22 protein-coding genes are annotated in these 22,677 nt (G+C 67.6%); 6 read left to right on the top strand and 16 right to left on the bottom strand.

Features of this window, described 5'->3' with window-relative positions; genetic code table 11:
* Positions 1 to 38: 38 nt before the first annotated feature.
* From KS03_RS05830 to KS03_RS05820, 3 genes are all read right to left on the bottom strand, one after another.
* Positions 39 to 458, bottom strand: a complete 420-nt coding sequence (locus KS03_RS05830; protein WP_015877729.1) for an HIT family protein — start codon at positions 456 to 458, stop codon at positions 39 to 41.
* A 99-nt stretch (positions 459 to 557) separates the two neighbouring features.
* Positions 558 to 1,805: an ATP-binding protein gene (locus KS03_RS05825; protein WP_015877730.1), complete on the bottom strand. Its 1,248-nt coding sequence runs from the start codon at positions 1,803 to 1,805 to the stop codon at positions 558 to 560.
* On the bottom strand, positions 1,789 to 2,526 hold the full coding sequence (locus tag KS03_RS05820; protein ID WP_015877731.1) for a response regulator: 738 nt from the start codon (positions 2,524 to 2,526) through the stop codon (positions 1,789 to 1,791). Before KS03_RS05820 ends, KS03_RS05825 begins: the two co-directional genes overlap by 17 nt.
* Before the next feature lie 320 nt (positions 2,527 to 2,846).
* Between KS03_RS05820 and KS03_RS05815 the strand changes: the two genes are divergently transcribed.
* Positions 2,847 to 3,332, top strand: coding sequence for a hypothetical protein (locus KS03_RS05815; protein ID WP_197964221.1), 486 nt, complete (start codon positions 2,847 to 2,849; stop codon positions 3,330 to 3,332).
* A 101-nt stretch (positions 3,333 to 3,433) separates the two neighbouring features.
* On the opposite strand, the gene cyoD is transcribed toward KS03_RS05815, so the two are convergent.
* The 6 genes from cyoD to KS03_RS05785 all read right to left on the bottom strand — a co-directional run bounded on the left by cyoD (position 3,434) and on the right by KS03_RS05785 (position 11,713).
* Complete coding sequence (gene cyoD, locus KS03_RS05810) at positions 3,434 to 3,775, bottom strand: cytochrome o ubiquinol oxidase subunit IV (protein ID WP_015877733.1); 342 nt, start codon at positions 3,773 to 3,775, stop codon at positions 3,434 to 3,436.
* Positions 3,776 to 4,387: a cytochrome o ubiquinol oxidase subunit III gene (cyoC, locus tag KS03_RS05805; RefSeq protein ID WP_015877734.1), complete on the bottom strand. Its 612-nt coding sequence runs from the start codon at positions 4,385 to 4,387 to the stop codon at positions 3,776 to 3,778.
* On the bottom strand, positions 4,387 to 6,402 hold the full coding sequence (cyoB, locus tag KS03_RS05800; protein WP_015877735.1) for a cytochrome o ubiquinol oxidase subunit I: 2,016 nt from the start codon (positions 6,400 to 6,402) through the stop codon (positions 4,387 to 4,389). Before cyoB ends, cyoC begins: the two co-directional genes overlap by 1 nt.
* A 2-nt stretch (positions 6,403 to 6,404) precedes the next feature.
* The gene (cyoA, locus tag KS03_RS05795; protein ID WP_015877736.1) at positions 6,405 to 7,295 is read right to left on the bottom strand and encodes a ubiquinol oxidase subunit II; all 891 of its coding nucleotides are present in this window, start codon (positions 7,293 to 7,295) and stop codon (positions 6,405 to 6,407) included.
* Between the two features lie 242 nt (positions 7,296 to 7,537).
* Complete coding sequence (locus tag KS03_RS05790; protein WP_015877737.1) at positions 7,538 to 9,091, bottom strand: complex I subunit 4 family protein; 1,554 nt, start codon at positions 9,089 to 9,091, stop codon at positions 7,538 to 7,540.
* Positions 9,092 to 9,679: 588 nt separating this feature from the next.
* Positions 9,680 to 11,713, bottom strand: a complete 2,034-nt coding sequence (locus KS03_RS05785) for an NADPH-dependent 2,4-dienoyl-CoA reductase (RefSeq protein WP_015877738.1) — start codon at positions 11,711 to 11,713, stop codon at positions 9,680 to 9,682.
* A gap of 119 nt (positions 11,714 to 11,832) precedes the next feature.
* On the opposite strand from KS03_RS05785, the gene KS03_RS05780 reads away from it, so the two are divergent.
* Positions 11,833 to 12,873, top strand: coding sequence for an AraC family transcriptional regulator ligand-binding domain-containing protein (locus tag KS03_RS05780; RefSeq protein ID WP_035984125.1), 1,041 nt, complete (start codon positions 11,833 to 11,835; stop codon positions 12,871 to 12,873).
* Positions 12,874 to 13,044: 171 nt separating this feature from the next.
* Complete coding sequence (locus KS03_RS05775) at positions 13,045 to 13,230, top strand: hypothetical protein (RefSeq protein WP_017432969.1); 186 nt, start codon at positions 13,045 to 13,047, stop codon at positions 13,228 to 13,230.
* 39 nt (positions 13,231 to 13,269) lie between these two features.
* Here KS03_RS05775 and KS03_RS05770 read toward each other — a convergent pair whose 3' ends face one another.
* The 5 genes from KS03_RS05770 to KS03_RS05750 form a co-directional block, all read right to left on the bottom strand.
* The gene (locus KS03_RS05770) at positions 13,270 to 14,421 is read right to left on the bottom strand and encodes an ABC transporter ATP-binding protein (RefSeq protein WP_017424514.1); all 1,152 of its coding nucleotides are present in this window, start codon (positions 14,419 to 14,421) and stop codon (positions 13,270 to 13,272) included.
* Positions 14,418 to 15,071 (bottom strand): ABC transporter permease, encoded by a 654-nt coding sequence (locus KS03_RS05765; RefSeq protein WP_015877741.1) that lies wholly within the window; start codon positions 15,069 to 15,071, stop codon positions 14,418 to 14,420. Before KS03_RS05765 ends, KS03_RS05770 begins: the two co-directional genes overlap by 4 nt.
* 13 nt (positions 15,072 to 15,084) lie before the next feature.
* A complete protein-coding gene (locus KS03_RS05760) occupies positions 15,085 to 16,047 on the bottom strand; it encodes a glycine betaine ABC transporter substrate-binding protein (protein WP_015877742.1) in 963 nt (320 codons plus the stop codon).
* The gene (locus KS03_RS05755) at positions 16,044 to 16,760 is read right to left on the bottom strand and encodes an ABC transporter permease (protein ID WP_015877743.1); all 717 of its coding nucleotides are present in this window, start codon (positions 16,758 to 16,760) and stop codon (positions 16,044 to 16,046) included. Before KS03_RS05755 ends, KS03_RS05760 begins: the two co-directional genes overlap by 4 nt.
* A 630-nt stretch (positions 16,761 to 17,390) precedes the next feature.
* Positions 17,391 to 18,926, bottom strand: coding sequence for an amino acid permease (locus tag KS03_RS05750; protein ID WP_015877744.1), 1,536 nt, complete (start codon positions 18,924 to 18,926; stop codon positions 17,391 to 17,393).
* 217 nt (positions 18,927 to 19,143) lie between these two features.
* Here KS03_RS05750 and KS03_RS05745 point away from each other — a divergent pair, with 217 nt between their 5' ends.
* From KS03_RS05745 to fnr, 3 genes are all read left to right on the top strand, one after another.
* Positions 19,144 to 19,776, top strand: a complete 633-nt coding sequence (locus KS03_RS05745; protein WP_015877745.1) for a helix-turn-helix transcriptional regulator — start codon at positions 19,144 to 19,146, stop codon at positions 19,774 to 19,776.
* A gap of 136 nt (positions 19,777 to 19,912) precedes the next feature.
* The gene (locus KS03_RS05740; RefSeq protein WP_015877746.1) at positions 19,913 to 20,329 is read left to right on the top strand and encodes a response regulator; all 417 of its coding nucleotides are present in this window, start codon (positions 19,913 to 19,915) and stop codon (positions 20,327 to 20,329) included.
* A complete protein-coding gene (gene fnr / locus KS03_RS05735; RefSeq protein WP_015877747.1) occupies positions 20,323 to 21,087 on the top strand; it encodes a fumarate/nitrate reduction transcriptional regulator Fnr in 765 nt (254 codons plus the stop codon). The genes KS03_RS05740 and fnr overlap by 7 nt, the downstream gene beginning before the upstream one ends.
* A 27-nt stretch (positions 21,088 to 21,114) precedes the next feature.
* On the opposite strand, the gene KS03_RS33330 is transcribed toward fnr, so the two are convergent.
* Positions 21,115 to 21,504, bottom strand: a complete 390-nt coding sequence (locus KS03_RS33330; protein ID WP_015877748.1) for a cytidine deaminase — start codon at positions 21,502 to 21,504, stop codon at positions 21,115 to 21,117.
* Between the two features lie 412 nt (positions 21,505 to 21,916).
* Positions 21,917 to 22,606 (bottom strand): TetR/AcrR family transcriptional regulator, encoded by a 690-nt coding sequence (locus KS03_RS05725; RefSeq protein WP_373429764.1) that lies wholly within the window; start codon positions 22,604 to 22,606, stop codon positions 21,917 to 21,919.
* Positions 22,607 to 22,677 lie beyond the last annotated feature (71 nt).

The raw sequence follows: 22,677 nt of genomic DNA, 5'->3' as shown, positions 1-22,677 counted from the left end.
CGGCCATGCGCGGCCGCGGCGCGCCCGGCCGCGGCGGCTTACTTCAGCGCCGCGCGGATTCGCTCGGCCATCGCCGTCAGTTCGGCGGGATCGGCCACCTCGCGCGAGTGCGCGCCGAGCGGCTGAGTGGCCCAGCGCGGGATCAGGTGGAAATGGACGTGCGGCACCGTCTGCCCGGCCGCCTCGCCGTTGAACTGGCCGACGAACAGGCCGTCCGGCTGCAGCGCCTCGCGGATCGCGAGCGCCACGCGCTTGCTCATGCGGATGCATTCGGCGGCCGCCTCGTCGGACAGCTCGTAGAGCATCACCGCCGCTTCCTTCGGCACGATCAGCACGTGCCCGGGCGACTGGGGCATGATGTCCATGAACGCGATCGTCGTATCGGTCTCGCAGACCTTCGTGCAGGGCAGTTCGCCGCGCAGGATCTTCGCGAAGATGTTGTTGTCGTCGTAAGCCATGAGGTCGCTCGTCGTCTGGGTTCGGTTGAAAGGAACGACGATTCTCGGGGCTCGCGCGCCAACACGCAAGCACGAGCGGCCCGCAAGCGGCGGCGGGCCTCAGGCGGGCGGGAACGTCATGGTGACGACGAAGCCGCCGTCGTCGGCGTTCGAGGCGACGAAGCTGCCGCGCCGCTGGTGCACCAGCCGCTTGACGATCGCGAGCCCGAGCCCGCAGTGCGCGTCGCCGCCGCGCGCCGCGTCGAGCCGCACGAACGGCCGCTGCGCGCGTTCGAGCTCGGCCTCGGGAATGCCCGGCCCGTGGTCGCGCACCACCAGCCGGTAGCCCTGCGCGAGCGCCGCCGTGGAGATCTCGACGGGCGGCTCGCCGTAGGTCATCGCGTTCTCGATCAGGTTCGACAGAATCCGGTCGAGATCGACGAGCGGCAGCCGGAAACCCTCGCCGGCGCGCAGGTCGGTGGTAACGAGCGCGTCGTCGAGCTCGCCCCCGTAGTGCTGGCGGCAATGCGCGTCGACGCTCGCGGTCGGCGACGGCGCCGCGCCTTCGCCCGCGAAATCGAGGAACTGCGTGACGATCCGCGAAAGCGCCTCGGCATCGCGCAGGAAGCCGTCGCGGGTGGCCTGGTCGGGCAGCAGGTCGGCGCGCACCTGCATGCGCGTGATCGGCGCGCGCAGGTCGTGCGCGAGGCCAGCCAGCATCATCGCGCGCTCCTGCTCGCCCTGCGCCAGCTCGCTCACCATCTCGTTGAAGTTCGCGATCACGTCCTTGACCTCGCGCGGGCCGCCGACCGGCACCGCCGCCTGCCGGTTGCCGAGCCGGAAATCGCGCACCGCCTGCGCGAGCCGCCGCAGCGGGCGCTGGATGCGCCAGGCGCCGAAGATCGCCAGGCCGATGCCGATCAGCATCGTCAGCGACGAGGCGCCGATGAAGCGCGTGACCGACGGCATCGTCGAGGGCAGCGTCACCCAGTAGCGCGCGCCCGGATAGCGTGCCCAGATGGTGCGCGAGCGGCCGTCACCGACCACGTGCGTGCCGGGCGGCATCGCCTCGCGCAGATGGCGCTCGAACGGGCCATAGGTATCGACGCACGGCGGCGGGCAGCCGAACGCCAAGGCATCCTTCACGTCGACGAACGACGTGCCGAGCATCGCGCTGACCGCGAGGCCGAGCGCGCTGCCGCTCGCCTGCGCCTGCGTGGACAGCGCGATCACGCGGCGCGTCTGCTCGACTTCCAGGCGCAGCCGCTCGCGGTCGAGCAGCACCAGGCCGATCGCGTGGACCACCAGCACGAGGCCGATGGCCATCAACGCCAGCCGGACGAACAGCGTATCAAAGCGGCGTTTCATCGGCATCGCCGCCAGGCACGAACATGTAGCCGACGCCGCGCATCGTCTGCACGTAGCGCGGCCGGGCGGGGTCGTCTTCCAGCAGGCGGCGCAGGCGCCAGACCGGCACGTCGATGCCGCGCTCGGTCAGGTTCGAATACGGCCCGTGCAGCATGTCGAGCAGCCGCGCGCGCGAGAGCGTCTCCATCGGATGCGTCGCGAACACTTCGAGCAGCGCGTATTCGCCGCCCGTGAGCTTGAGCGGCTCGGTGTCGCGATACAGCGTGCGGGTGGTGAAGTCGAGCCGGAACGGGCCGAAGCGCAGCGGCTCGCGCCGCTCGGCGGCGGGCCGCGCGAGGCCGGCCGGCGCGTGGCGGCGCAGCACCGCGTGGATTCGCGCGAGCAGTTCCTGCGGCATGAACGGCTTGCCGAGATAGTCGTCGGCACCGAGTTCGAGGCCGATCACGCGATCGACGCCGTCGGCGCGCGCCGTCAGCATGATGACCGGAATCGTGTCGCCGCTCGCGCGCAGTTGCTTGAGCACGGTCAGCCCGTCGACGCCGGGCATCATCAGGTCGAGCACGATCACCGAAGGCCGCTCGCGCTCGAGGCGCCGCTCCAGCGTGGTGGCGTCGTGCAGCACCGACACCTCGATGCCGCGCTGCTGGAAAAAGGTACGGAGCAGATCGCGCAGCGCGGCATCGTCGTCGACCAGCAGGACCTGGATGGGCGTATCGGACATGTGCTCGGCAAAGCGGTAAGAAACGGAAACGGAAGGCGCGACGCGGCAAGGGCCGGCCCCGCCGGCGTGCAATCCGATGACTATAAGCGAAGCCGGTGCGCTCATGCTTGCCTCGCCTTAAGACGGCTTACGAAGTCTTACGTGCGGGCCGGGCGTGCGCAGGCGCCACCGCAGCCTGCGGGGCGTGCGGTTGTCCGGACCGCGGAATCTCGCTGCTTTCTCCGGATTTCCCGTCGCTTCACTCAATCGCCCCGCTTCCTTGCCGACGATACTGGATGGCGTGAACCACGGGTTTCGCATCGCGTGGCGTGCAGTCCGCGATGCGCCGCCTGTTCACGACCGTTGTTTCCAGGGACCAACGAAGCGATTGGCGTGCATTGACGGGCAAGGCCGGCCAGGCAATAACGCTTTCCACCCAAACCAAGGAATCGATCATGCCGGACGAGATCATGTCTTACCCGAAGAACGTATTCACCAACGACGGCCAATCCGACGTCGGCGGATTTGCCAAAAAGCTGGCATTGGTGGCGCAAGCCATCAGGGCAGCCGGGACCATCACCGTCTACTACGGTTTCCATGGCGACCATGACGGCAATTTTTCGCACCCGTTCACGCGCGAAGAATTGGACCAATCGCTGCACATTGCAAGCGCATTTCCCAATGCCATCATGGTGCAGGTCAGCGGCCCCACCGACCGCAAGATCGAATACGCCAAGCACAATGAGGTCGGGCAGGCGCTGTTCACCTGGTGCGACAGCGACACCTACATCAAGGACAACAAGTTGCTGCCGGACATCATCTCTTGAGCGGCACGGCTGCCGCCGTGCCAATAAAAAAGCCGCCCCGAGGGGCGGCTTTTTCTCGACCGCCTCGCCCATCAGCCCGGGCGAGGCGGGTCCGCGCTCGATCAGCGCGACATCATGTTGATGCTGACGTTGTGCATGATCCACAGCGAACCGACGATCACGATGCCCACCGTCAGCACCGTGTAGGCAAAGGCGGTCACGTTCCAGCGCTGGCTCGACGAGCCGTTCATGTGCAGGAAGAAGATCAGGTGGACCACGATCTGCACCGCGGCCAGCACGGCCAGCACGAGGATCTTGACTTCGTTGGTCGAGAACCAGCCGCCGAGCACCACCCCGAACGACGCGGCCGTCAGGATCACCGACAGCACGAACCCGACCAGGTAGCTGCTGACGGTGCCGTGCGAGGCGTCGTCATGCGACGCATGCGTATGCGAATGGGCCATTTAGATCACACTCACGAGGTAGACGAAGGTAAACACGCAGATCCAGACGATGTCCAAGAAGTGCCAGAACAGGCTCAGGCACGTCAGGCGACGCACGTCCTGCTCCGACAGCTCCGGGTTGCGCGCGATCTGGACCACCAGCACGACCATCCAGATCAGGCCCATCGTCACGTGCAGACCGTGGGTGGCCACCAGCGTGAAGAACGACGACAGGAAACCGCTGCGGTCCGGCCCGGCGCCCTCGGCGATCAGGTGCGTGAACTCGCGGATTTCCATGAACAGGAACGACGCGCCGAGCAGGAACGTCACGGCCAGCCAGCCGAACACGGCACCGCGGTTGTTGCGATGCGCGCCGATCATGGCGAAGCCGTAGGTGATCGAGCTCAGCAGCAGCGCCGCCGTTTCGAGCGCGACGCCCGGGATGTCGAACAGATCCTTGGCCGTGGGGCCGCCGGCGAACTCGTGCTGCATCACCGCGAACACGGCGAACAGCGTGCCGAACAGGATACAGTCGGTCATCAGGTACAGCCAGAAGCCGAACACCGAATGCGACGGCGGATGGTGATGCTCTGCCGCGTGATGGTGATCGGCAGTCAGGGTGCTTTGTGCCATCAGTTGGCCTCCAGTTCCACTGCAGCAGGACGCGGTGCCGCGACACGCGCACCACCACGCTGCTCTTCGATCTTCCGCACCGTGTCGGCCGGAATGTAGTAGCCCTCGTTCTTCTGCGAGCTGTAGATGATCGCGGTCGCAACGATGCCGACGAAGCCGACGATGGCCAGCCACCAGATGTGCCAGACGCCGGCAAAGCCGAGCACCAGCGAGAACATGCCGATGAAGAAGCCCGCGCTGGTGTTCGAGGGCATGTGGATGTCCTCGTACTGCTGGCCCTTCTCCAGACCGAAGCCGAGGCCGCGCTCCTTGCGATACGACACTTCGTCGAGCTCGTGGATCGTCGGGATGATCGCGAAGTTGTACGGCGCCGGCGGCGAGGACGTCGCCCACTCGAGCGTGTGGCCGTTCCACGGGTCGCCCGTCAGGTCACGGTTGCCCGGCAGGTTGCGGTCGCGGATCGACACGTACAGCTGCAGCAGCTGGTGAACGATGCCGATCAGCACCAGCACCGCGCCGAACAGCGCGACTTCCATCCACGGATGCCATGCGGGGTTGTCGTAGTGGTTCAGACGACGCGTCACGCCCATGAAGCCGAGCACGTACAGCGGCGTGAAGGCGAAGATGAAGCCGAGCTGCCAGAACCAGAACGCGCGCTTGCCGAGCTTCTCGTTGAGCTTGAAGCCGAACACCTTCGGGAACCAGTAGTTGAAGCCCGCCAGATAGCCGAACAGCACGCCGCCGATGATCACGTTGTGGAAGTGGGCGATCAGGAACAGGCTGTTATGCAGCACGAAGTCCGCGCCCGGGATCGCCATCATCACGCCGGTCATGCCGCCCACCGTGAACGTGACCATGAAGCCGAGCGTCCAGAGGATCGGCGCGCTGAACTCCAGGCGGCCACGGTAGATCGTAAACAGCCAGTTGAAGATCTTCACGCCGGTCGGGATCGCGATGATCATCGTGGCGATGCCGAAGAACGCATTGACGTCGGCGCCCGAGCCCATCGTGAAGAAGTGGTGCAGCCACACGAGGAACGACAGGACCATGATCGCGCAGGTGGCGTAGACCATCGTCTTGTAGCCGAACAGCGGCTTCTTCGCGTAGGTCGCCACGACTTCCGAGAACACGCCGAACGCCGGCAGGATCAGGATGTACACCTCGGGGTGACCCCAGGCCCAGATCAGGTTCAGGTACATCATGACGTTGCCGCCGCCGTCATTGGTGAAGAAGTGCATCCCCAGATAACGGTCGAGGCCGAGCAGCGCGAGCGTGACGGTCAGGATCGGGAACGCCGCCATGATCAGCACGTTGGTGCAGAGCGCCGTCCAGGTGAACACGGGCATCTTCATCAGCGTCATGCCCGGCGCGCGCATCTTGATGATGGTCACGAAGAAGTTCACGCCGGTCAGCAGCGTGCCCACCCCGGAGATCTGCAGCGCCCAGATGTAGTAGTCGACCCCTACCCCTGGACTATAGGCCAGCTCCGAGAGCGGCGGGTACGCGAGCCAGCCGGTCTGCGCGAATTCGCCGATGAACAGCGAGATCATCAGCAGGATCGCGCCCACCGCCGTCATCCAGAACGACAGCGAGTTCAGGAACGGGAACGCCACGTCGCGCGCGCCGATCTGCAGCGGCACCACCAGGTTCATCAGACCCACCATGAACGCCATCGCCATGAAGAAGATCATGATGACGCCGTGCGCGGTGAAGATCTGGTCGTAGTGGTGCGGCGGCAGGTAGCCCGGCGCGTTGTACGCCAGCGCGAGCTGGGTACGCATCATGATCGCGTCGGCGAAGCCGCGCAGCAGCATGACGAGGGCAACGGCGATGTACATCACGCCGAGACGCTTGTGGTCGACGCTCGTCAGCCACTCGGTCCAGAGATATTTCCACTTACCGAAGTAAGTGACGAGACCCAGCACCAGGGCCCCCATGATGCCGACGCCGAGCGCCGTGACCACGAGGATCGGCTCGTGATACGGAATCGCGTCGAGTGTAAGTTTTCCGAACATGCTTACCCCTTCGTCGTACTGCACGACGCGTCATTGAATTCCATGACGTGGCCGTTGTTGTACTTGCCAACGATGTTATTGAACAGGCGCGGATCGACGGTCGAGAAGAAACGCACCGGATCCTTTTCGCTCGGCTTCGCGACGCTCGCGTACTCGTTCATGTCGAGGCGCTGCGCCGAGGCGCGGACCTTCTGCACCCAGGCATCGAAGTCGCCCTGCGAGGTGGCGAGCGTGCGGAACTTCATGTCGGAGAAGCCGCGGCCGCTGTAGTTCGCGGACAGGCCGGCGAAATTGCCCGGTTCGTCGGCGATCAGGTGCAGACGCGTCTGCATGCCGGCCATCGCGTACACCTGCGTGCCGAGCTGCGGGATGAAGAACGAATTCATCACCGAGTCGGACGTGATGCGGAAGTTCACCGGCGTGCCGACCGGAATCGCGAGCTGGTTCACCGATGCGATACCCAGATCCGGGTAGATGAACAGCCACTTCCAGTCGAGCGCGACGACTTCGACGTTGATCGGCTTCACGTTCGAGACGAGCGGCTTGTACGGGTCAAGCTCGTGCGTCGACTTCCAGGTGAGGATGCCGAGGTACAGGATGATCAGCGTCGGAATCGTCCAGACGACGACTTCGATCGCGGTCGAATGCGACCATTTCGGCGCATACGTCGCGTTGCGGTTGGACTCGCGATAGCGCCACGCGAACAGCAGCGTCAGCACGATCACGGGGATGACGACGATCAGCATCACCCACGTCGACGTCCAGATCAGTCCCTTCTCAGCGACACCGACACTGCCTTTCGGATCCAGCAGGTCGTAGCTGCAGCCGGATAGACAGACGAGCAACCCGGCACCCAATAAAAGCAAGAAGCTTCTAAAAGCCTTTCTATTCATCACATTTGCCTGATTTACGCGTGGTCGATAAAAGCAAACCGGCTATACCCCGATTCGCCAAGCGCCAGCATCATAAGTCCATCGAAGTGGGAAAAAGCGGTGAATCTTAGCAAATCATCTTTACCAAAAGCCACACTGCGACAGGTTGCCACACCATGCAACTTGTCAGCCGGCCCCTGCGCAACCCTGGCAACCGGCTCGCTACGCCCGCCCCGTGGGGCTCTCGGGCGTGGCGTCGAGGTTCAGGTCGGGGTGCGCGGGATGCGCGCATCGCTCTGAACGCTGATCGTGGAAGCCGTCGGCGCGGCGCCCGCCCCATCCTCCGCCGGCTTCGCGCGCTCGAGCTGAGCGACGATACTGGCGGCGGCCGGGTCGATCACGTCGGTAAACGGCTTCGGATAAATACCGATTGCAAGCACGATCACGGCCAGCGCCGCGAATACCACCGACTCGCGCCGGCTCAGATCGATCAGCTTGCCGACGCGATCGTGCTTGATCGCGCCGAAGATCACGCGCTTGAGCATCCACAGCGTGTAGGCGGCGCTCAGGATCAGGGTCAGCGCGGCGATCGCGCCGATCCAGAAGTTCACGCGCACGGCGCCCATGATCACGAGGAATTCGCCGACGAAGCCCGAGGTACCCGGCAGGCCGACGTTGGCCATCGAGAACAGCACGGCGAACAGCGCGAGGCGCGGCATGGTGTTGGCCACGCCGCTGTATTCGGCGATTGCGCGGGTGCGGGTGCGATCGTAGAGCGCGCCAACGCAGAGGAACATCGCGCCGGCCACGAAACCGTAGGAGATCATCTGCACGATCGCGCCGGTGATGCTCATCTGGTCGAACAGGAACACGCCGAGCGTGACGAGGCCCATATGCGCGACCGACGAATAGGCCAGCATCTTGGCCATGTCCTTCTGCGCCAGTGCCAGCAGGCTGGCGTAGACCACCGCGACCAGCGACAGGCCGATCATCACGGGCGCCAGGTAGTGGGCCGCGTCGGGCGCGATCGGCAGCGCGAAGCGCAGGAAGCCGTAGCCGCCGATCTTGATCATCCCCAGCGACACCGCGGCGCCGGTCGGGCCGTCGGTGTACACGTCCTGCAGCCAGGTGTGGACCGGCCACATCGGCACCTTGACCGCGAACGCCGCGAAGAAGCCGAGGAACACCAGCAGCTGCGGCGCGAAGCCCAGCCGGGCCTGCTGCCAGACCGCCATGTCGAAGGTGTGGGTCAGGCCGAACAGGTACAGCATCGCGGCCAGCATCAGCAGCGAGCCGGCGAACGAGATGAAGAAGAACTTGATCGCCGCATACGAGCGGTTCGCGTGGCCCCAGGTGCCGATCAGCACGAACAGCGGGATCAGCGTGGCTTCGAAGAAGATGAAGAACAGCATCCCGTCGAGCGAGGTGAACACGCCGATCATCAGCCCCGACAGGATCAGGAACGAGCCGTGGTATTGCGCCACGCGCGTCGTGACCGATTCCCACGAGGCGATCACGATCACCAGCGTCGTAAACGCCGACAGCACCACCAGCCACAGCGACAGCCCATCCACGCCCATCCGCCATGCCGAACCGAAAGCCGAGAGCCACGGCTTGTATTCGGTGAACTGCACCGCCGTGTTGTGCGCGTCGAAGCCGGCGACGAGCGGCACGGTGAGCAGCAGGCCGACGATCGCGCCCACCAGCGCGAGCCACCGAGCCCGGTGCGGATAACGATCCGAACCGATGCGCAGGACGGCCACGCCGAACACGATCGGCGTCCAGATCGCGAGGCTCAGGAATGGTACAGATTGCATGGCAGCAAAAACCCTATGAAGACCCGGTCAGAGAGTCAGTCGACTAGAACGAAAGAAACGTAAGATTTGTAAGGACGATGCGCCCGCGATGGCGGTGCGCCTGCGCTGTAATCTCAATGAAAGCTACGTAACAAAAGAAACCACCTCGCGCCGGGTTAACGAGGATAAAGGGAAGTGCGACCTTTTGCATCGCAACATTCCGTTGCATTTTTTCGAAACAATCAAACCATTGTTTTTATTATATTTTTTTTGAGGGCCGTGGCGGGCGCGAGACGGTCAGGCTGCATCAAAGAGGGGCTTGACAAATCAAAATCGACGTCAATTTGGCAGTTTGGACGCGAAGGCGAAGCGATCTGCGTCCCCTCCAAAACTTTCAACACCACTACATATTACTTTACAAAATACTTTCATTTATGAAGAAAGCGGCCATCGGGCAGCCACTGCATTCGCAACGAAACTGAAAGCTTTGTCTTCCTAAACCGTCAGCGTCGTGCGAGCGAAAACCGCCCATGCGACCCGTCGGGCCTGCAGTGAGCCGCGCTTCGCTGGCATGCCGGCGGTGCCCGGCCCCGGCCGCCGGCATGCCGCTCAGAGCCGCGCGGCAAGCCGGGCACCCTGGTCGATCGCGCGTTTCGCGTCGAGTTCGGCCGCCAGCTCGGCACCGCCGATCAGATGCACGGCGAGGCCGGCCGCGCGGAGCGGCGCCTCGAGGTCGCGGCGCGGCTCCTGCCCGGCACACAGCACGATCGTGTCGGCCTCGATCAGCGTCGGCCGCTCCCGCTTCTCGCCGAACGTCACATGCAGGCCGCGCGCATCGATGCGTTCGTAGTTGACGCCGCCGATCATCTCCACCGCCTTCATCTTCAGCGTCGCGCGATGAATCCAGCCGGTGGTTTTGCCGAGCCCCTTGCCGAGCGGCGCCGGCTTGCGCTGCAGCAGCGTCACCTGCCGCGCCGGCGGCGTCACCCGCGCCGGCGCGATGCCGCCGCGCGCGAGCGCCGGGTCGGTGACGCCCCACTCGGCCCGCCACGCTGCCGCGTCGAGCGACGGCGAGGTGCCCGCGTGGACCAGGTACTCGGCCACGTCGAAGCCAATCCCGCCCGCCCCCACCACCGCGACGCGCGCGCCCACCGGCCGCCGGCCGCTCAGCACGTCGGCATAGCCGAGCACGTTCGGGCCGTCGCCGCCGGCGATGCGCGGATCGCGTGGCACCACGCCGGTGGCCAGCACGACCTCGTCGTAGCCGCCCGCGATCAGTTGGTCGGCATCCACGCGCCGCGCCAGCCGCAGCGTCACGCCGGTCAGCTCGATCTGCCGCGCGAAGTAGCGCAGCGTTTCGTGGAATTCCTCCTTGCCGGGAATCCGCTTGGCCAGATTGAACTGGCCACCGATCTCGCCGGCCGCGTCGAACAGCTCGACGCGGTGCCCACGCCGCGCCAGCTGCGTCGCGCAGGAAAGCCCGGCCGGCCCTGCGCCCACCACCGCGATGCGCTTCGCGCGCGCCGCCGGCGCGAAGTTCAGCAGCGTCTCGTGGCAGGCGCGCGGATTGACGAGGCAGGAGGCGATGCGGTTCTTGAACGCGTGGTCGAGGCAGGCCTGGTTGCAGCCGATGCAGACGTTGATCTCGTCGGCGCGTCCGCTCGCGGCCTTGCTCACGAACTCCGGATCGGCCAGCAACGGCCGCGCCATCGACACCATGTCGGCCGCCCCGTCCGCGAGGATCTGCTCGGCCAGCTCCGGCCGGTTGATGCGATTGGTGGTCACCAGCGCGATGCCGACCTCGCCCTTCATCTTGCGCGTGATCCAGGCGAACGCCCCGCGCGGCACCGAGGTGGCGATAGTCGGCACGCGCGCCTCGTGCCAGCCGATGCCGGTGTTGATCAGCGTCGCGCCGGCGCGCTCCACGGCCTTGGCGAGCCGCACCGTCTCGTCCCAGTCGCTGCCGTCCGGGATCAGGTCCAGCATCGACAGCCGGTAGATGATGATGAAGTCGCGGCCGACCGCCTCGCGCGTGCGCGCGACGATCTCCACCGGAAAGCGCATGCGGTTCTGGTAGCTGCCGCCCCAGGCGTCGTCGCGCCGGTTGGTGCGCAGCGAGAGGAACTGGTTGATCAGGTAGCCCTCGGAACCCATGATCTCGACCCCGTCGTAGCCGGCCTCGCGCGCCAGCACCGCGCAGCGCACGAACGCCCGGATCTGCCGTTCGACGCCGGCCGCCGACAGCGCGCGCGGCGTAAACGGCGAGATCGGCGACTTGATGCGCGACGGCGCGACCGCGAGCGGGTGATAGCCGTAGCGGCCGGTATGGAGGATCTGCAGCGCGATCTTGCCGCCTTCGGCGTGGACCGCGTCGGCAATCGCGCGATGGCGGCGCGCGGCAGCGTGGCTCGCCAGCGTGCCGCCGAACGGCTTGGTCCAGCCGGCCAGGTTCGGCGCGAAGCCGCCGGTAACGATCAGCCCGACGCCGCCGCGCGCGCGTTCGGCGAAATAGTCGGCGAGCCGCGGCAGCGTCTTGCGGCTGTCCTCGAGGCCGGTATGCATGGAGCCCATGAGTACGCGGTTGCGCAGCGTTGTGAAGCCGAGATCGAGCGGCGCGAGCAGATGCGGAAACGAGGTCGTCATGATGGCGGGGCGTCTCTTTTTTGTGATCCGCCGATCGTAGGCGCGCGGCGCCTTGAGCGTGAGGGGTCAAACAGCCATAATGCTTGTCATTCGTGGCCAAAATCGACGTGGTGACCGGCATGGGAAACAAGGACGGCCTCGGGCTGCGGCGGCCGACGATCCCGGTCGCCTACCCGCGCCTGCTGCTGCAGGTGTTCGAGGAACGCGGGCTCGACGCGCGCGAGGTGCGCGCCGGCACCGGCCTGCGCGACGAGGTGCTGGCGCAGCCCGACGCGCGGATCGCGCCGTCGCAATGGGCGCGGCTGGTGCTGAACGCGATCCGCCTGAGCGGCGACGCCGGGCTCGGCTTCGAGCTCGGGCTGCGGCTGCGGCCGTCGGCGCACGGCTTCCTCGGCTATGCCGCGCTGACCGCGCCCGACCTGCGCACCGCGTTGGCCGTCAACGCTCGCTATTTCCGCACCCGCAACCGGCAATACACGCTGACCTACGCCGAGCACGGCGACGGCGCGACGCTGACGCTCGCCGGCCTGCAGGCAAGCCCGGTGCTGCGCCATCACACCCTGTTCGAGTTCGTGCTGACCGGCCTCGCGCAGAGCCTGCCGCTGCTGCTCGGCCCACGCGCAACCGACGGGCCGCCACCGCTCGAGCTGCGCTTCGCGTGGCCGCAGCCGCCCTGGTTCGCGCGCTATCGCGAACGCCTGCCGCCGGTGCGCTTCGATTGCGACGCGCATGCGCTGTGGGTGGGGCGCGAGGCGCTCGACTGGCCGCTCGCGATCGCCGACGAGATCGCGCACCGCCAGGCGCTCGCGCAGGTCGAGCGCGACTACGCGGCGGTGCGCCACGACGAGGGCGATTGGGTCGAGCGCGTGCGCGCGGAGCTGGTGCTCGGCGCCGACGGCTATCCGGCCCCGGACGCGCTCGCGCGCCGCCTGCACGTCTCCACGCGCACGCTGCGGCGCCGGCTCGACGAGGCCGGCGCCGGCTATCGCGCCCTGCTCGACGAGGCGCGCCACCGCGATGCGCGGCAGTTGCTGCGCGCCTCCGACCTCGACCTGAAGACGATCGCCGCGCGCCTGCAGTTCAGCGATCCGGCAAACTTCACGCGCGCCTTCCGCAAGTGGGCCGGCATGACGCCGAGCGCCTACCGGCACGGCGCCTGAGGCCGCACGCCGGCAGAGCGGAAACCGGCACCATCTCCAGCCATTCCGATACCCAGACGCCGCCGCACGGCCGACAATCACTTGCCTGCGTCGGCCGGCCCTACTCCGCCCCACGCGCGTCGCGCCGGCCGATCCGATCGACGCGCGGCACCCACAAGGAATCGAATCTCGATGTCGGACAACGAACGCACCTCGCAGCAAAGCGCTGCCGCCATCCTGCGCGGCGCGCCGGGCTGGATCGACTGGGACGCGGCGCACAACCGCCCCAACTGGGTAGGCGGCCGCATCACGCTCGACGGCCGCTTCAGCGTCGACGAACTGCTGGCCCTGCTGCGGCTGGCCAACGCGCCGCACTGAGGCGCGCCGCGCTGGACCGCCCGGCGCGGGCGGCGGCGCTCACGCCGCCACGACGCGCGGCGGCTGGCCGGTCTGCTGGCGCGAACGGCCCGAGCTCAGGTAGTCGGCGATCGAATCCTGCGTGACCTCGCCGAGATAAGCGCCGTCCGCGTCGAGCACCGGCATCCACGACGAGCGGTACTGGTACATCTTCGACAGCACGATCCGCAGGTTGTCCTCCGCCGAAACGGTGGCCGGAAACGCGCTGAGCCGCTCGCCGCAGGTACCCGCGGCGCCGCGCGCGGCGCGCCGCGCGACGAAGCCGAGCGCGTGCCGCGTGTCGTCCACCACGGTCAGGTAGCGGCTGTCGTTGTCGTCCATGATCGAGAACGCCTCGGCGAGCGGCGTGTCGGCGCGCGCGGTGGGCGGCTGCGCGGCCGCGTCGCCGGCCTTCACGAGCAGCAGGCGCTTGAGCGTGCTGTCCTGGCCCACGAACTGGCCCACGAACTCGTCGCGCGGATGCGCGAGCAGCGTGTCGGGATGGTCGTACTGCACCAGCTTGCCGCGCCGGAACACGGCCACGCGGTCGCCGAGCTTGATCGCCTCGTCGATGTCGTGGCTCACCATGATCACGGTCTTCTTCAGCTGCCGCTGCATCTGGAAGAACTCGTTCTGAATCGATTCGCGGTTGATCGGATCGACCGCGCCGAACGGCTCGTCCATCAGCAGCACCGGCGGGTCGGCCGCCAGCGCGCGCACCACGCCGATGCGCTGCTGCTGGCCGCCCGACAGCTCGCGCGGGTAGCGCTTCAGGTACAGCTTCGGGTCGAGCGCCACCATCGACATCAGCTCGCTCGCGCGCGCCTTGCAGCGCTGCTTGTCCCAGCCGAGCAGGCGCGGCACCACCGTGATGTTCTCCTCGATCGTCATGTTCGGGAACAGGCCGATCTGCTGGATCACGTAGCCGATGCGGCGGCGCAGGTCCACTTCGTTCAGGCTCGCGGTGTCCTCGCCGCCGATCAGCACGCGCCCCGAGCTCGGCGTGATCAGCCGGTTGATCATCTTCAGCGTGGTGGTCTTGCCGCAGCCGGAGGGGCCGAGGAACACGCAGATTTCGCCTTCCGGCACCGTCAGGCTCACGGAATCGACGGCGCGCACCGGCTGGCCGTCCTTCTGCGCGAAGCTCTTCGTCAGTTGGTCGAGTTCGATCATGTCTTCTGCACTCCCTTCGGTGTCAATGCGCGCTGCAGCGCCTGCAGCAGCAGATCCGCGACGATCGCGAGCACGCTCACGAGCACCGCGCCCACCAGCAGCTTCATCATGCTGCTCTGGCCGATCGCGCGGACGATCAGCGAGCCGAGGCCGCCCGCGCCGATCACGGCCGCGATGGTCATCACGCCGATGTTCATCACCACCGCCGTGCGCACGCCGCCGAGGATCACCGGCACCGCGAGCGGCAGCTCCACGAGCCGCAGCCGCTGCCACGAGGTCATGCCGATGCCGATGCCCGCCTCCTTGATGCCGGCGTCGACGTTGCGCAGCGCCAGATAGGTGTTGCGCATGATCGGCAGCAGCGAATACAGGAACACGGCGGTGATCGCGGGCACCGCGCCGATGCCCTGCCCGAAGCGGGAGAAGATCGGGATCATCAGGCCGAACAGCGCGATCGAGGGCAGCGTGAGGATCACGGTGGCGATGCCGAGCAGCGGCGGCGCGAGCCATTCGTGGCGGCTGATCACGATGCCGAGCGGCACGCCGGCGACGATCGCACAGCCCACCGCGATGCCGACGAGATAGATGTGCTGCAGCGTGAGCTGGAGCAGTTCGGGCCAGTTGGCGGCCAGATAGGCTTGGACGGTCATGGTCGTCTCCCGGTCACGGTAACGGATGCGTGCGCAGGAAATCGGCCGCCACCTGCTGCACCGAGGCGCCGTCGATATCCACCCGCTTGTTCATGTCCAGCATCACGTCGTTGTTGAGCGCGGCCGACAGCGCGTTGAGCTGCGCGGCGAGCTTCGGATTGCGCTGGAGCACCTCCGCGCGCACCACCGGCGTGGCGTTGTAGGGCGGGAAAAAGTGCAGGTCGTCCTCGAGCGGCACGATGCCGAAGCCGCGCACGCGGCCGTCCGTGGTGTAGACGAGGCCGATCGTCAGCTGGTCGTTGTGCAGCGCCGTGTAGACCAGCCCGGCATCCATCTGGCGGATCTCCGAGCGGCGGAATTGCAGATGATAGGCGGCTTCCAGCGGCTTCAGGCCGTCGGGGCGATTGGCGAATTCCGCGTCCATCCCGAACGTGTGGCGCGTTCCCTTGGGGTCGCTCGCGATCTTCGCGGCCAGCTGCGAGATGGTGCGGATGCCGGTCCGCTTCGCGGCCTCGGCGGGCAGCGCCAGCGCGTAGGTGTTGTTGAGCGGGGACGCGTCGAGCCACACCAGCCCCCGCCTGGCGTCGATCTCCTTCACGCGCCGGTACATCTCGTCGGGCGAGAGCTTGTCCTTGATCTTGTCGTAGACGAGGGCGGCGGTGCCCGTGTAATCCCACATCAGGTCGATCTGGCCGTTCACGAACGCGCTGCGCAGCAGCACGCTGCCGAGGCCCGTGCGGGTTTCGATGGTGTAGCCGCGCGAGCGCAGGTATTGCGAGGTGATCTCGGCCAGCACGTACTGCTCGGTGAAGTTCTTGCCGCCCACCGTCAAGGACTGCGCCGCAGCCGGCGCAGTGGCGAGCGCGCCGAACGAGGCCAGCGAGACGATCGGCACCAGCGCGACGGCGGCCGCGCAGCGGCGTGCCAGCGCGGCACCGGCAGCCCGGACGGCGCGGGCGAATTGCGCGACGCTCATGCGGCACCTCCATTGCGGGCCAGCACGTGGCGGCTGCCGGCCGCGACGATGCCGTCGAGCAGCAGCGCGAGCACCGCCGTGGCGGCGGCGCCGAGCAGCAGCATCTGCTGGTTGTCGAGATAGATGCCGGGGAAGATCAGCGTGCCGAGGCTGTCGGCACCGATCAGGTAGGCGAGCGGCGCGGTGCCGACATTGATCGCCAGCGCGGTGCGCACGCCGCCGATGATGATCGGCAGCGCATTCGGCAGTTCGACGCGCACCAGCGATTGCCACGGCGTCATGCCGATGCCGCGCGCCGCCTCGCGCAGCGCCGCGGGCACGTTGCGCATGCCCTCGTAGGCGTTGCGCGTGATCGGCAGCAGCGAGGCGAGGAACAGCGCGACGATCGCGGGCGCCTCGCCGATGCCGAAGATGCCCAGCGCGATCGCGAGCACCGCGAGCGAGGGCACCGTGTTGCCGATGTTGAACACCTGCATGAAGCGCTCGGCATGGCGCGCGGCGGACGGCCGGCTCAGCGCGACGCCGGCCGGAATGCCCACCAGGATCGCGAGCGCCATCGAATAGCCCACCAGCATCAGGTGCCGGCCGGTGTAGTAGACGAGGTCGCCCGAGTATTGCCGCCATGTGTCCGCGCCGATCGCCTGCGCGATCCAGCCCAACACGATGATGGCCAGCAACAGGCTGCCCGCGATACGGACAGTGCGTCGAGTCATGAAAAGTGCCTCCTTATCGGAGCGGCGCATGCGGACCGCCACACGCCGCGGGAACGCCGTGAGGCGTCGCGAATGGGAAGGTACGGATCCCGGGCAGGCCGGGATCGAACCGACAAAAACGGCAGCGCGTCCGGCCGGCCAGGCGCGGGGCCGAAGCCCTGCTCGAACGCCAGCGCGCTCGTTCGATTGTCATGTTCAGCCAGCACGACGCGCGTGCGTCGCCCAGGCCAGGCGCCGCCCGAGGACGGCAAGGATGCGGTGCATGGTCAGGCCCATGCCGCAGGAGCAGGTTGCTCCGGTTGACGGGGTACTTGAACCGGCTTTCCGGTTGCGGCGATCATGCACGCATCGGCGTGCAACTCACCGGAAAAGTCGGCGACATGCGCGGTAGTATAAAGGAGGTTCCGCGAAAACGTCTACCCTTCAAGGGTACGATCGCGCCGTTCCAGGCCCCGCGCCGTGCCGCCCTCGAAATCGGGCACGACGACGCCGGCCCAGAACTGCCGCCTACGCGGCGCAACGAAGGCGCTCGGGAAAACCGGGGCGATCGGCCGGCTCCGGGCCAGGCCAGGGGTCACGTCCCGCACGCGCTGCGCGGCCGCCGCAGCGGGCCGGGCAGCGCGACGGCGCTCACGCCGTCTCCGCTTGCTGCTTGATCTGGCGTGCCTCGCGGCGCGTGTCGTCGTCGAGCCACGGCGCGATTTCCATGTCCTCGTAGCGCACCAGGCGGCTGCCGCGATGCGTGACGCGATAACCGAGCCAGACGACCAGGAACAGCGGGATGCCGATGTAGGTGGCCAGCACGCCGACCCAGTCGATCCGGTTCGAGAGGAATGCCTGGTAGTCCTGCCCCAGCGCGATCACCAGGCAGAGCACGAACGCGAAGATCGGCCCGTAGGGAAACAGGCGCGAGCGATACGGCAGCCGCGACAGCGCGAAGCCCTGCTTCACGAAGCCGCGCCGAAACCGGTAGTGGCTGACCGCGATGCCGAGCCAGGCGATGAAGCCCGTCATGCCCGAGGTGTTCAGGAGCCACAGGTAGACGGTCTTGTCGCCGAACCGCGACGACAGGAAGCAAAGCGCGCCCACCGCCGTGGTCGCGATCAGGGCGTTGCGCGGCACGCCGCCCTTCGAGAGCCGGGCGAAGACGCGCGGCGCGCGGCCTTCCCTGGCGAGGTCGTAGAGCATCCGCGTGGACGCGTACATGCCCGAATTGCCGGCCGACAGCACCGCCGTGAGGATCACCGCGTTCATCACGCCGGCCGCGAACGCGAGGCCGGCATGGCGGAACACCAGCGCAAACGGGCTCACGCCCACGTCGGTCACGTCGCTCTTGAGCAGGCTCGGATCGGTGTACGGCACCAGCATGCCGATCACGAAGATCGCCAGCACGTAGAACAGCAGGATGCGCCAGAACACCTGCCGCACCGCGCGCGGAATCGTGGTGTGCGGGTTCTCCGATTCGCCGGCGGCGATACCGATCAGCTCGGTGCCCTGGAACGAGAAGCCGGCGATCATCGCCACCCCCATCATGGCCGGCAGGCCGCCCGCGAACGGTGCGTCGCCGACCGTGAAGTTGCGCCACGCCGGCGTCGGGCCACCCGTGAGGATGCCGAAGATCATCAGCAGGCCGATGCCGATGAACGCCACCACGGTCACCACCTTGATCAGCGCGAACCAGTATTCGGCCTCGCCGAAGCCGCGCACGGTCAGCGCGTTGAGCAGGAACATCACGGCGAGAAACGCCGCGCTCCACCACACGCCGGGTACGTGCGGAAACCAGTAGCCCATCACGAGCTGCGCGGCCACCAGTTCCACCGCGATCGTCACGGCCCAGTTGTACCAGTAGTTCCAGCCGAGCGCGAAGCCGAATCCCTCCTCGACGTATTTGGCGCCGTAGGTGGCGAACGAGCCGGACACCGGCATGAACGCGGCCATCTCGCCGAGGCTCGTCATCAGGCAGTAGACCATCAGGCCGATCAGCAGATAGGCGAGCATCGCGCCGCCGGGGCCGGCCTGCGAGATCGATGCGCCCGAGGCCACGAACAGGCCCGTGCCGATCGAGCCGCCGATCGCGATCATCGTCAGATGGCGGGCCTTGAGGCTGCGCTTGAGGTGCGGAGAAGCGGTGGCGGTGTGCTCGGAATTCGGATCTTGTAATGACATGACGGACGGGCTGAGGGCGGGCTGGCGGCATCGGTCGCGCGTGCCGTGGGCCGCCCGGGTCGGGCGGCGTGACCGCGAACCGGTGCCGGCGCGTCTGGCGCGCAGCCCGGATTCTACCCGACTCGCCCGCCGCCCCGCTGCGCCTGGCGCGCGCGGCGCGCGAGGCAATCCCGGGCGGTGGTTACAATACCGTCAAATTCCGGATAAAACGTCCAATATGCCCCGAAAGACTTCCGTGTCGGAACAGGCCTCGCTGATCGAGCAGGTCCGCACCATCGCGCAAGGGCTCGGCGAGATGTTCGCGCCGTTCACCGAGGTGGTGGTACACGACCTGCGCACTCCCGAGAACTCGATCATCGCGATCCACAATAACCTGTCGGGCCGCGCGGTGGGCGATCCGACCACCGAACTCGGCCTCGCGCGCATCGCCGACAGCGATTACCCCCCGCTGCTGACGAACTACGCGAACCGCTTCGCGGACGGGCGGCCCGCGAAAAGCGCCTCGATCGGCATCAAGGACGCCAATGGCGACTATGTCGCCGCGCTGTGCCTGAACGTCGACGTCACGCTGTTCCGCGGCATCCAGGGCCTGCTGAACCAGTTCTGCCAGACCGGGCCGGACCAGCTCGGCGAGACGCTCGACCCGGCCAACGCCGACGCGATCCGCGAGCGGATCGACCGCTTCGCGATGACGCTCGCGACCACGCCGCGCTCGCTGAAGACCGAGCAGCGCCGCGAGCTGATGCAGGCGCTGCGCGCCGAGGGCTATCTGGAAGTGCGTCGCGCCATGGAAGTGATCGCGCAACATCTCGGCGTGTCGCGCGCCACCGTCTACAACGACGCCAAATAAGGCGCCGGCCGGACGCACCTTGCCGGCACCCGCGCCGGGTTTGTAGGAAATGGCCTACAAATTTCAGCGAAACACCTACCCCAATTTCATTCGACGCCGATTCCCTTCGCTGCGCCCGGCTGCAATACTGGCTCGCATGGACGCTACCCTCCTCCGTGTCTACGTCGTCGAGCCGGCTGCCGCGATCCGCCGGCGCGTGGCGGCATTGCTCGAACCGCTGGTGGGCGTATCGGTGGTCGGCGAATCGGAGGACCACGCGATGGCGTTCGCCGGCATCGTGTCGAGCGGCGCGGACGTGGCCGTGATCGAGCTGCGTCTGCCGTCCGGCAGCGGGTTCGAACTGCTCGGCGAACTGGCCCGCTTCGCGCCGCACGTGACCACCGTGATCCTGACGAACCTGTCCGGGCCGGCTTTCCGCGCGGCGAGCCGCGACGCCGGCGCGCATTACTTCTTCGACAAGACCACGGAATTCGAGCTGGCATGCCACACGATCGACGCGCTCGCCCACGCGCGCCGCCCTCAACCTGCCCCCGAACGAGTCCCCTCATGCTGACCGCCACGAAGCCCGCCACCATCGCCTCCGACGTGCCGCCGCCCGCGGCCACGCAGTTCGACGCGCTGAAGCAGCCCGGCGCGCGCTGTTCGAATTGCGCGACGCGCAACGTCTGCATGCCGTCGGGGCTCACGCACGCCGAATTCCGCCGGCTCGACACGCTGATCTGCATGACCCGCCACGTCAAGCGCGGCGACGCGCTGTTTCGCGCCCACGACCCGTTCACCAATCTCTACGCGGTGCGCACCGGCTCGTTCAAGACGCTCGTGATCCACCGGGACGGCCACGAGCAGGTGACCGGCTTCCACATCACGGGCGAGACGCTCGGGCTCGACGGCCTCGGCGACGGCGAGCATCACAGCGAGGCGATCGCGCTCGAGGACAGCACCGTCTGCGTCATCCCGTTCGCGCAGCTCGAGGCGGCGTGCCGCGAGATGCGGCTGCTGCAGCAGCACGTGCATCAGCTGCTGAGCGGCGAGATCGTGCGCGAATCGCGCGCCATGATGCTGCTCGGCACCATGACGGCCGAGCAACGCGTGGCCTCGTTCCTGCTGAACCTCTCGGCGCGCTTCAAGGCGCGCGGCTATTCGCCGGCCGAATTCAACCTGCGGATGACGCGCGAGGAAATCGGCTGCTACCTCGGCATGACGCTCGAAACCGTGAGCCGCATGCTGTCGAAGTTCCAGCGCAGCGGCATGATCGACTCGCGCGGCCGGCAGATCCGCATCACCGACGCGCAGCGGCTCGTGCAGGTCTGACGCGTGCCGGCGCGCCGCGCCGCACGCTCAGAGACGGAACGCCCCCGGCAGCAGCGCCGCCGCGGTCGTTTCCTGCCGCGCGCCGCGCAGGTTGGCCAGCACCACCGACAGCGCCGGCCCGCCGAGTTCGACCATCACCTGCCGGCACGCGCCGCACGGCGCGATCGGCTCGGGCGTGTCGCCGATCACGGCCAGCACCGCGAAATCGCCAGGCCGGCAGCCGGCCGCGATCGCCGCGAACAGCGCCGTGCGCTCGGCGCAGTTGCTCAGGCCGTATGCGCCGTTCTCCACGTTGCATCCCGCGAAGACGCGCCCGTCGTGCGTCGTCACCGCCGCGCCGACCTGGAACCGTGAATACGGGGCGTAGGCATGCTCGCGCGCGCGCCGCGCCGTTTCGATCAGGGTGTCGTGGTCCATCGTCTGCTCCTCGCCGCTTCGTGTCGTGTCATCTCGGGGCGCGCCGCCCCGCCGCGGGTGCGCGCGCCGGTGGCGGGCCGCTGCGCGCCGCCGGCATCCTAGCCGCGCCGGCGGCCGAACGCCAGGGGGCGGCCCTCCCCCGTCCCCCTTCCCGTCGCTCCGGGCGCGCTCGAACGCGGCGGGTTCCAGACCGCCCCGCTGCTCGCGGCCCGCGCCGCGAGCAGGACGGCGGGGGTCCGGGCCGGGCCCGGCGCTCGCCATGAAGCCAGCGTCGCCCGTGCCGGCGTGGGCGATCCGTGCCTGGTCGGCGCGTCCGGCGCGATCGGCCGCGCGATGCCGCACTGGATGGATTTCGGGCCATTGCCACAGCACTTTCACCTCATACGAGGCCATGCGAGGCACGCCGGCCGCCTCAGGCGCCGACATGTGCGTCGGCGTCGGCCCGCGCCGCACTGCAGTCGGCATCGAACATCGCCAGCGTGCCGAGCAGCACGCGGCGGCAATTGCGCACCATGCGCGCCTCCGGATCGCGATAGCCGGTCAGCAGCCAGGCCGTGCCGGCGTTCGTCATCGCGCCCACCAGCGCGAGCCCGGTCAGCCGCGCGTCGGCGCGCTGCTCGGGGTCCTCGCTGTCGCCCGCGCGCGCGAGCGCAACGATCTGCCGGCCGAATTCAAGCAGGTTGCGCTGGTAGGTGGCGTCGGTCTCGGCGCTCACGCCGATCACCTCCAGCAGCAGCACGCGCGCAGCGCAAGTGTCGCGCAGGAACGCGAAGAACGCGCGCAGCCCCGCCTCGACACGCGCGTCGAGGCGCTCGCCGGCACCGTCGAGCGCCGCGCCGATCGCCTCGCGCAGGCGCTGCGCATGATGCTGGTAGGTCGCCTGCAGCAGCGCCTCGGTATTCGCGAACGCCGCGTAGAAATAGCGGTCGTTGAGCCGCGCCTCGCGGCAGATCGCACGCACCGTGGTCCTGCGAAAGCCCTGCGAACCGAACAGCCGGGTGCCGGCGTCGATCAGCGCGGCGCGGCGCTCCGCGTCGCGCGCCGCGCGGGCCACCCCGCCGTAGGGACGCCCCTGGTCCGCAGTTTCGAGGGGTTTCTCCATTTCGCTATTTGACATCAAACAATGGCATCATTAAATTGGTGACACTCAACACCACATTTAATCCGTGTTTC

This window comes from Burkholderia glumae LMG 2196 = ATCC 33617 (assembly GCF_000960995.1).
Classification (GTDB): Bacteria; Pseudomonadota; Gammaproteobacteria; order Burkholderiales; family Burkholderiaceae; genus Burkholderia; species Burkholderia glumae.
This window is presented reverse-complemented; position numbering and strand designations above follow the sequence as displayed.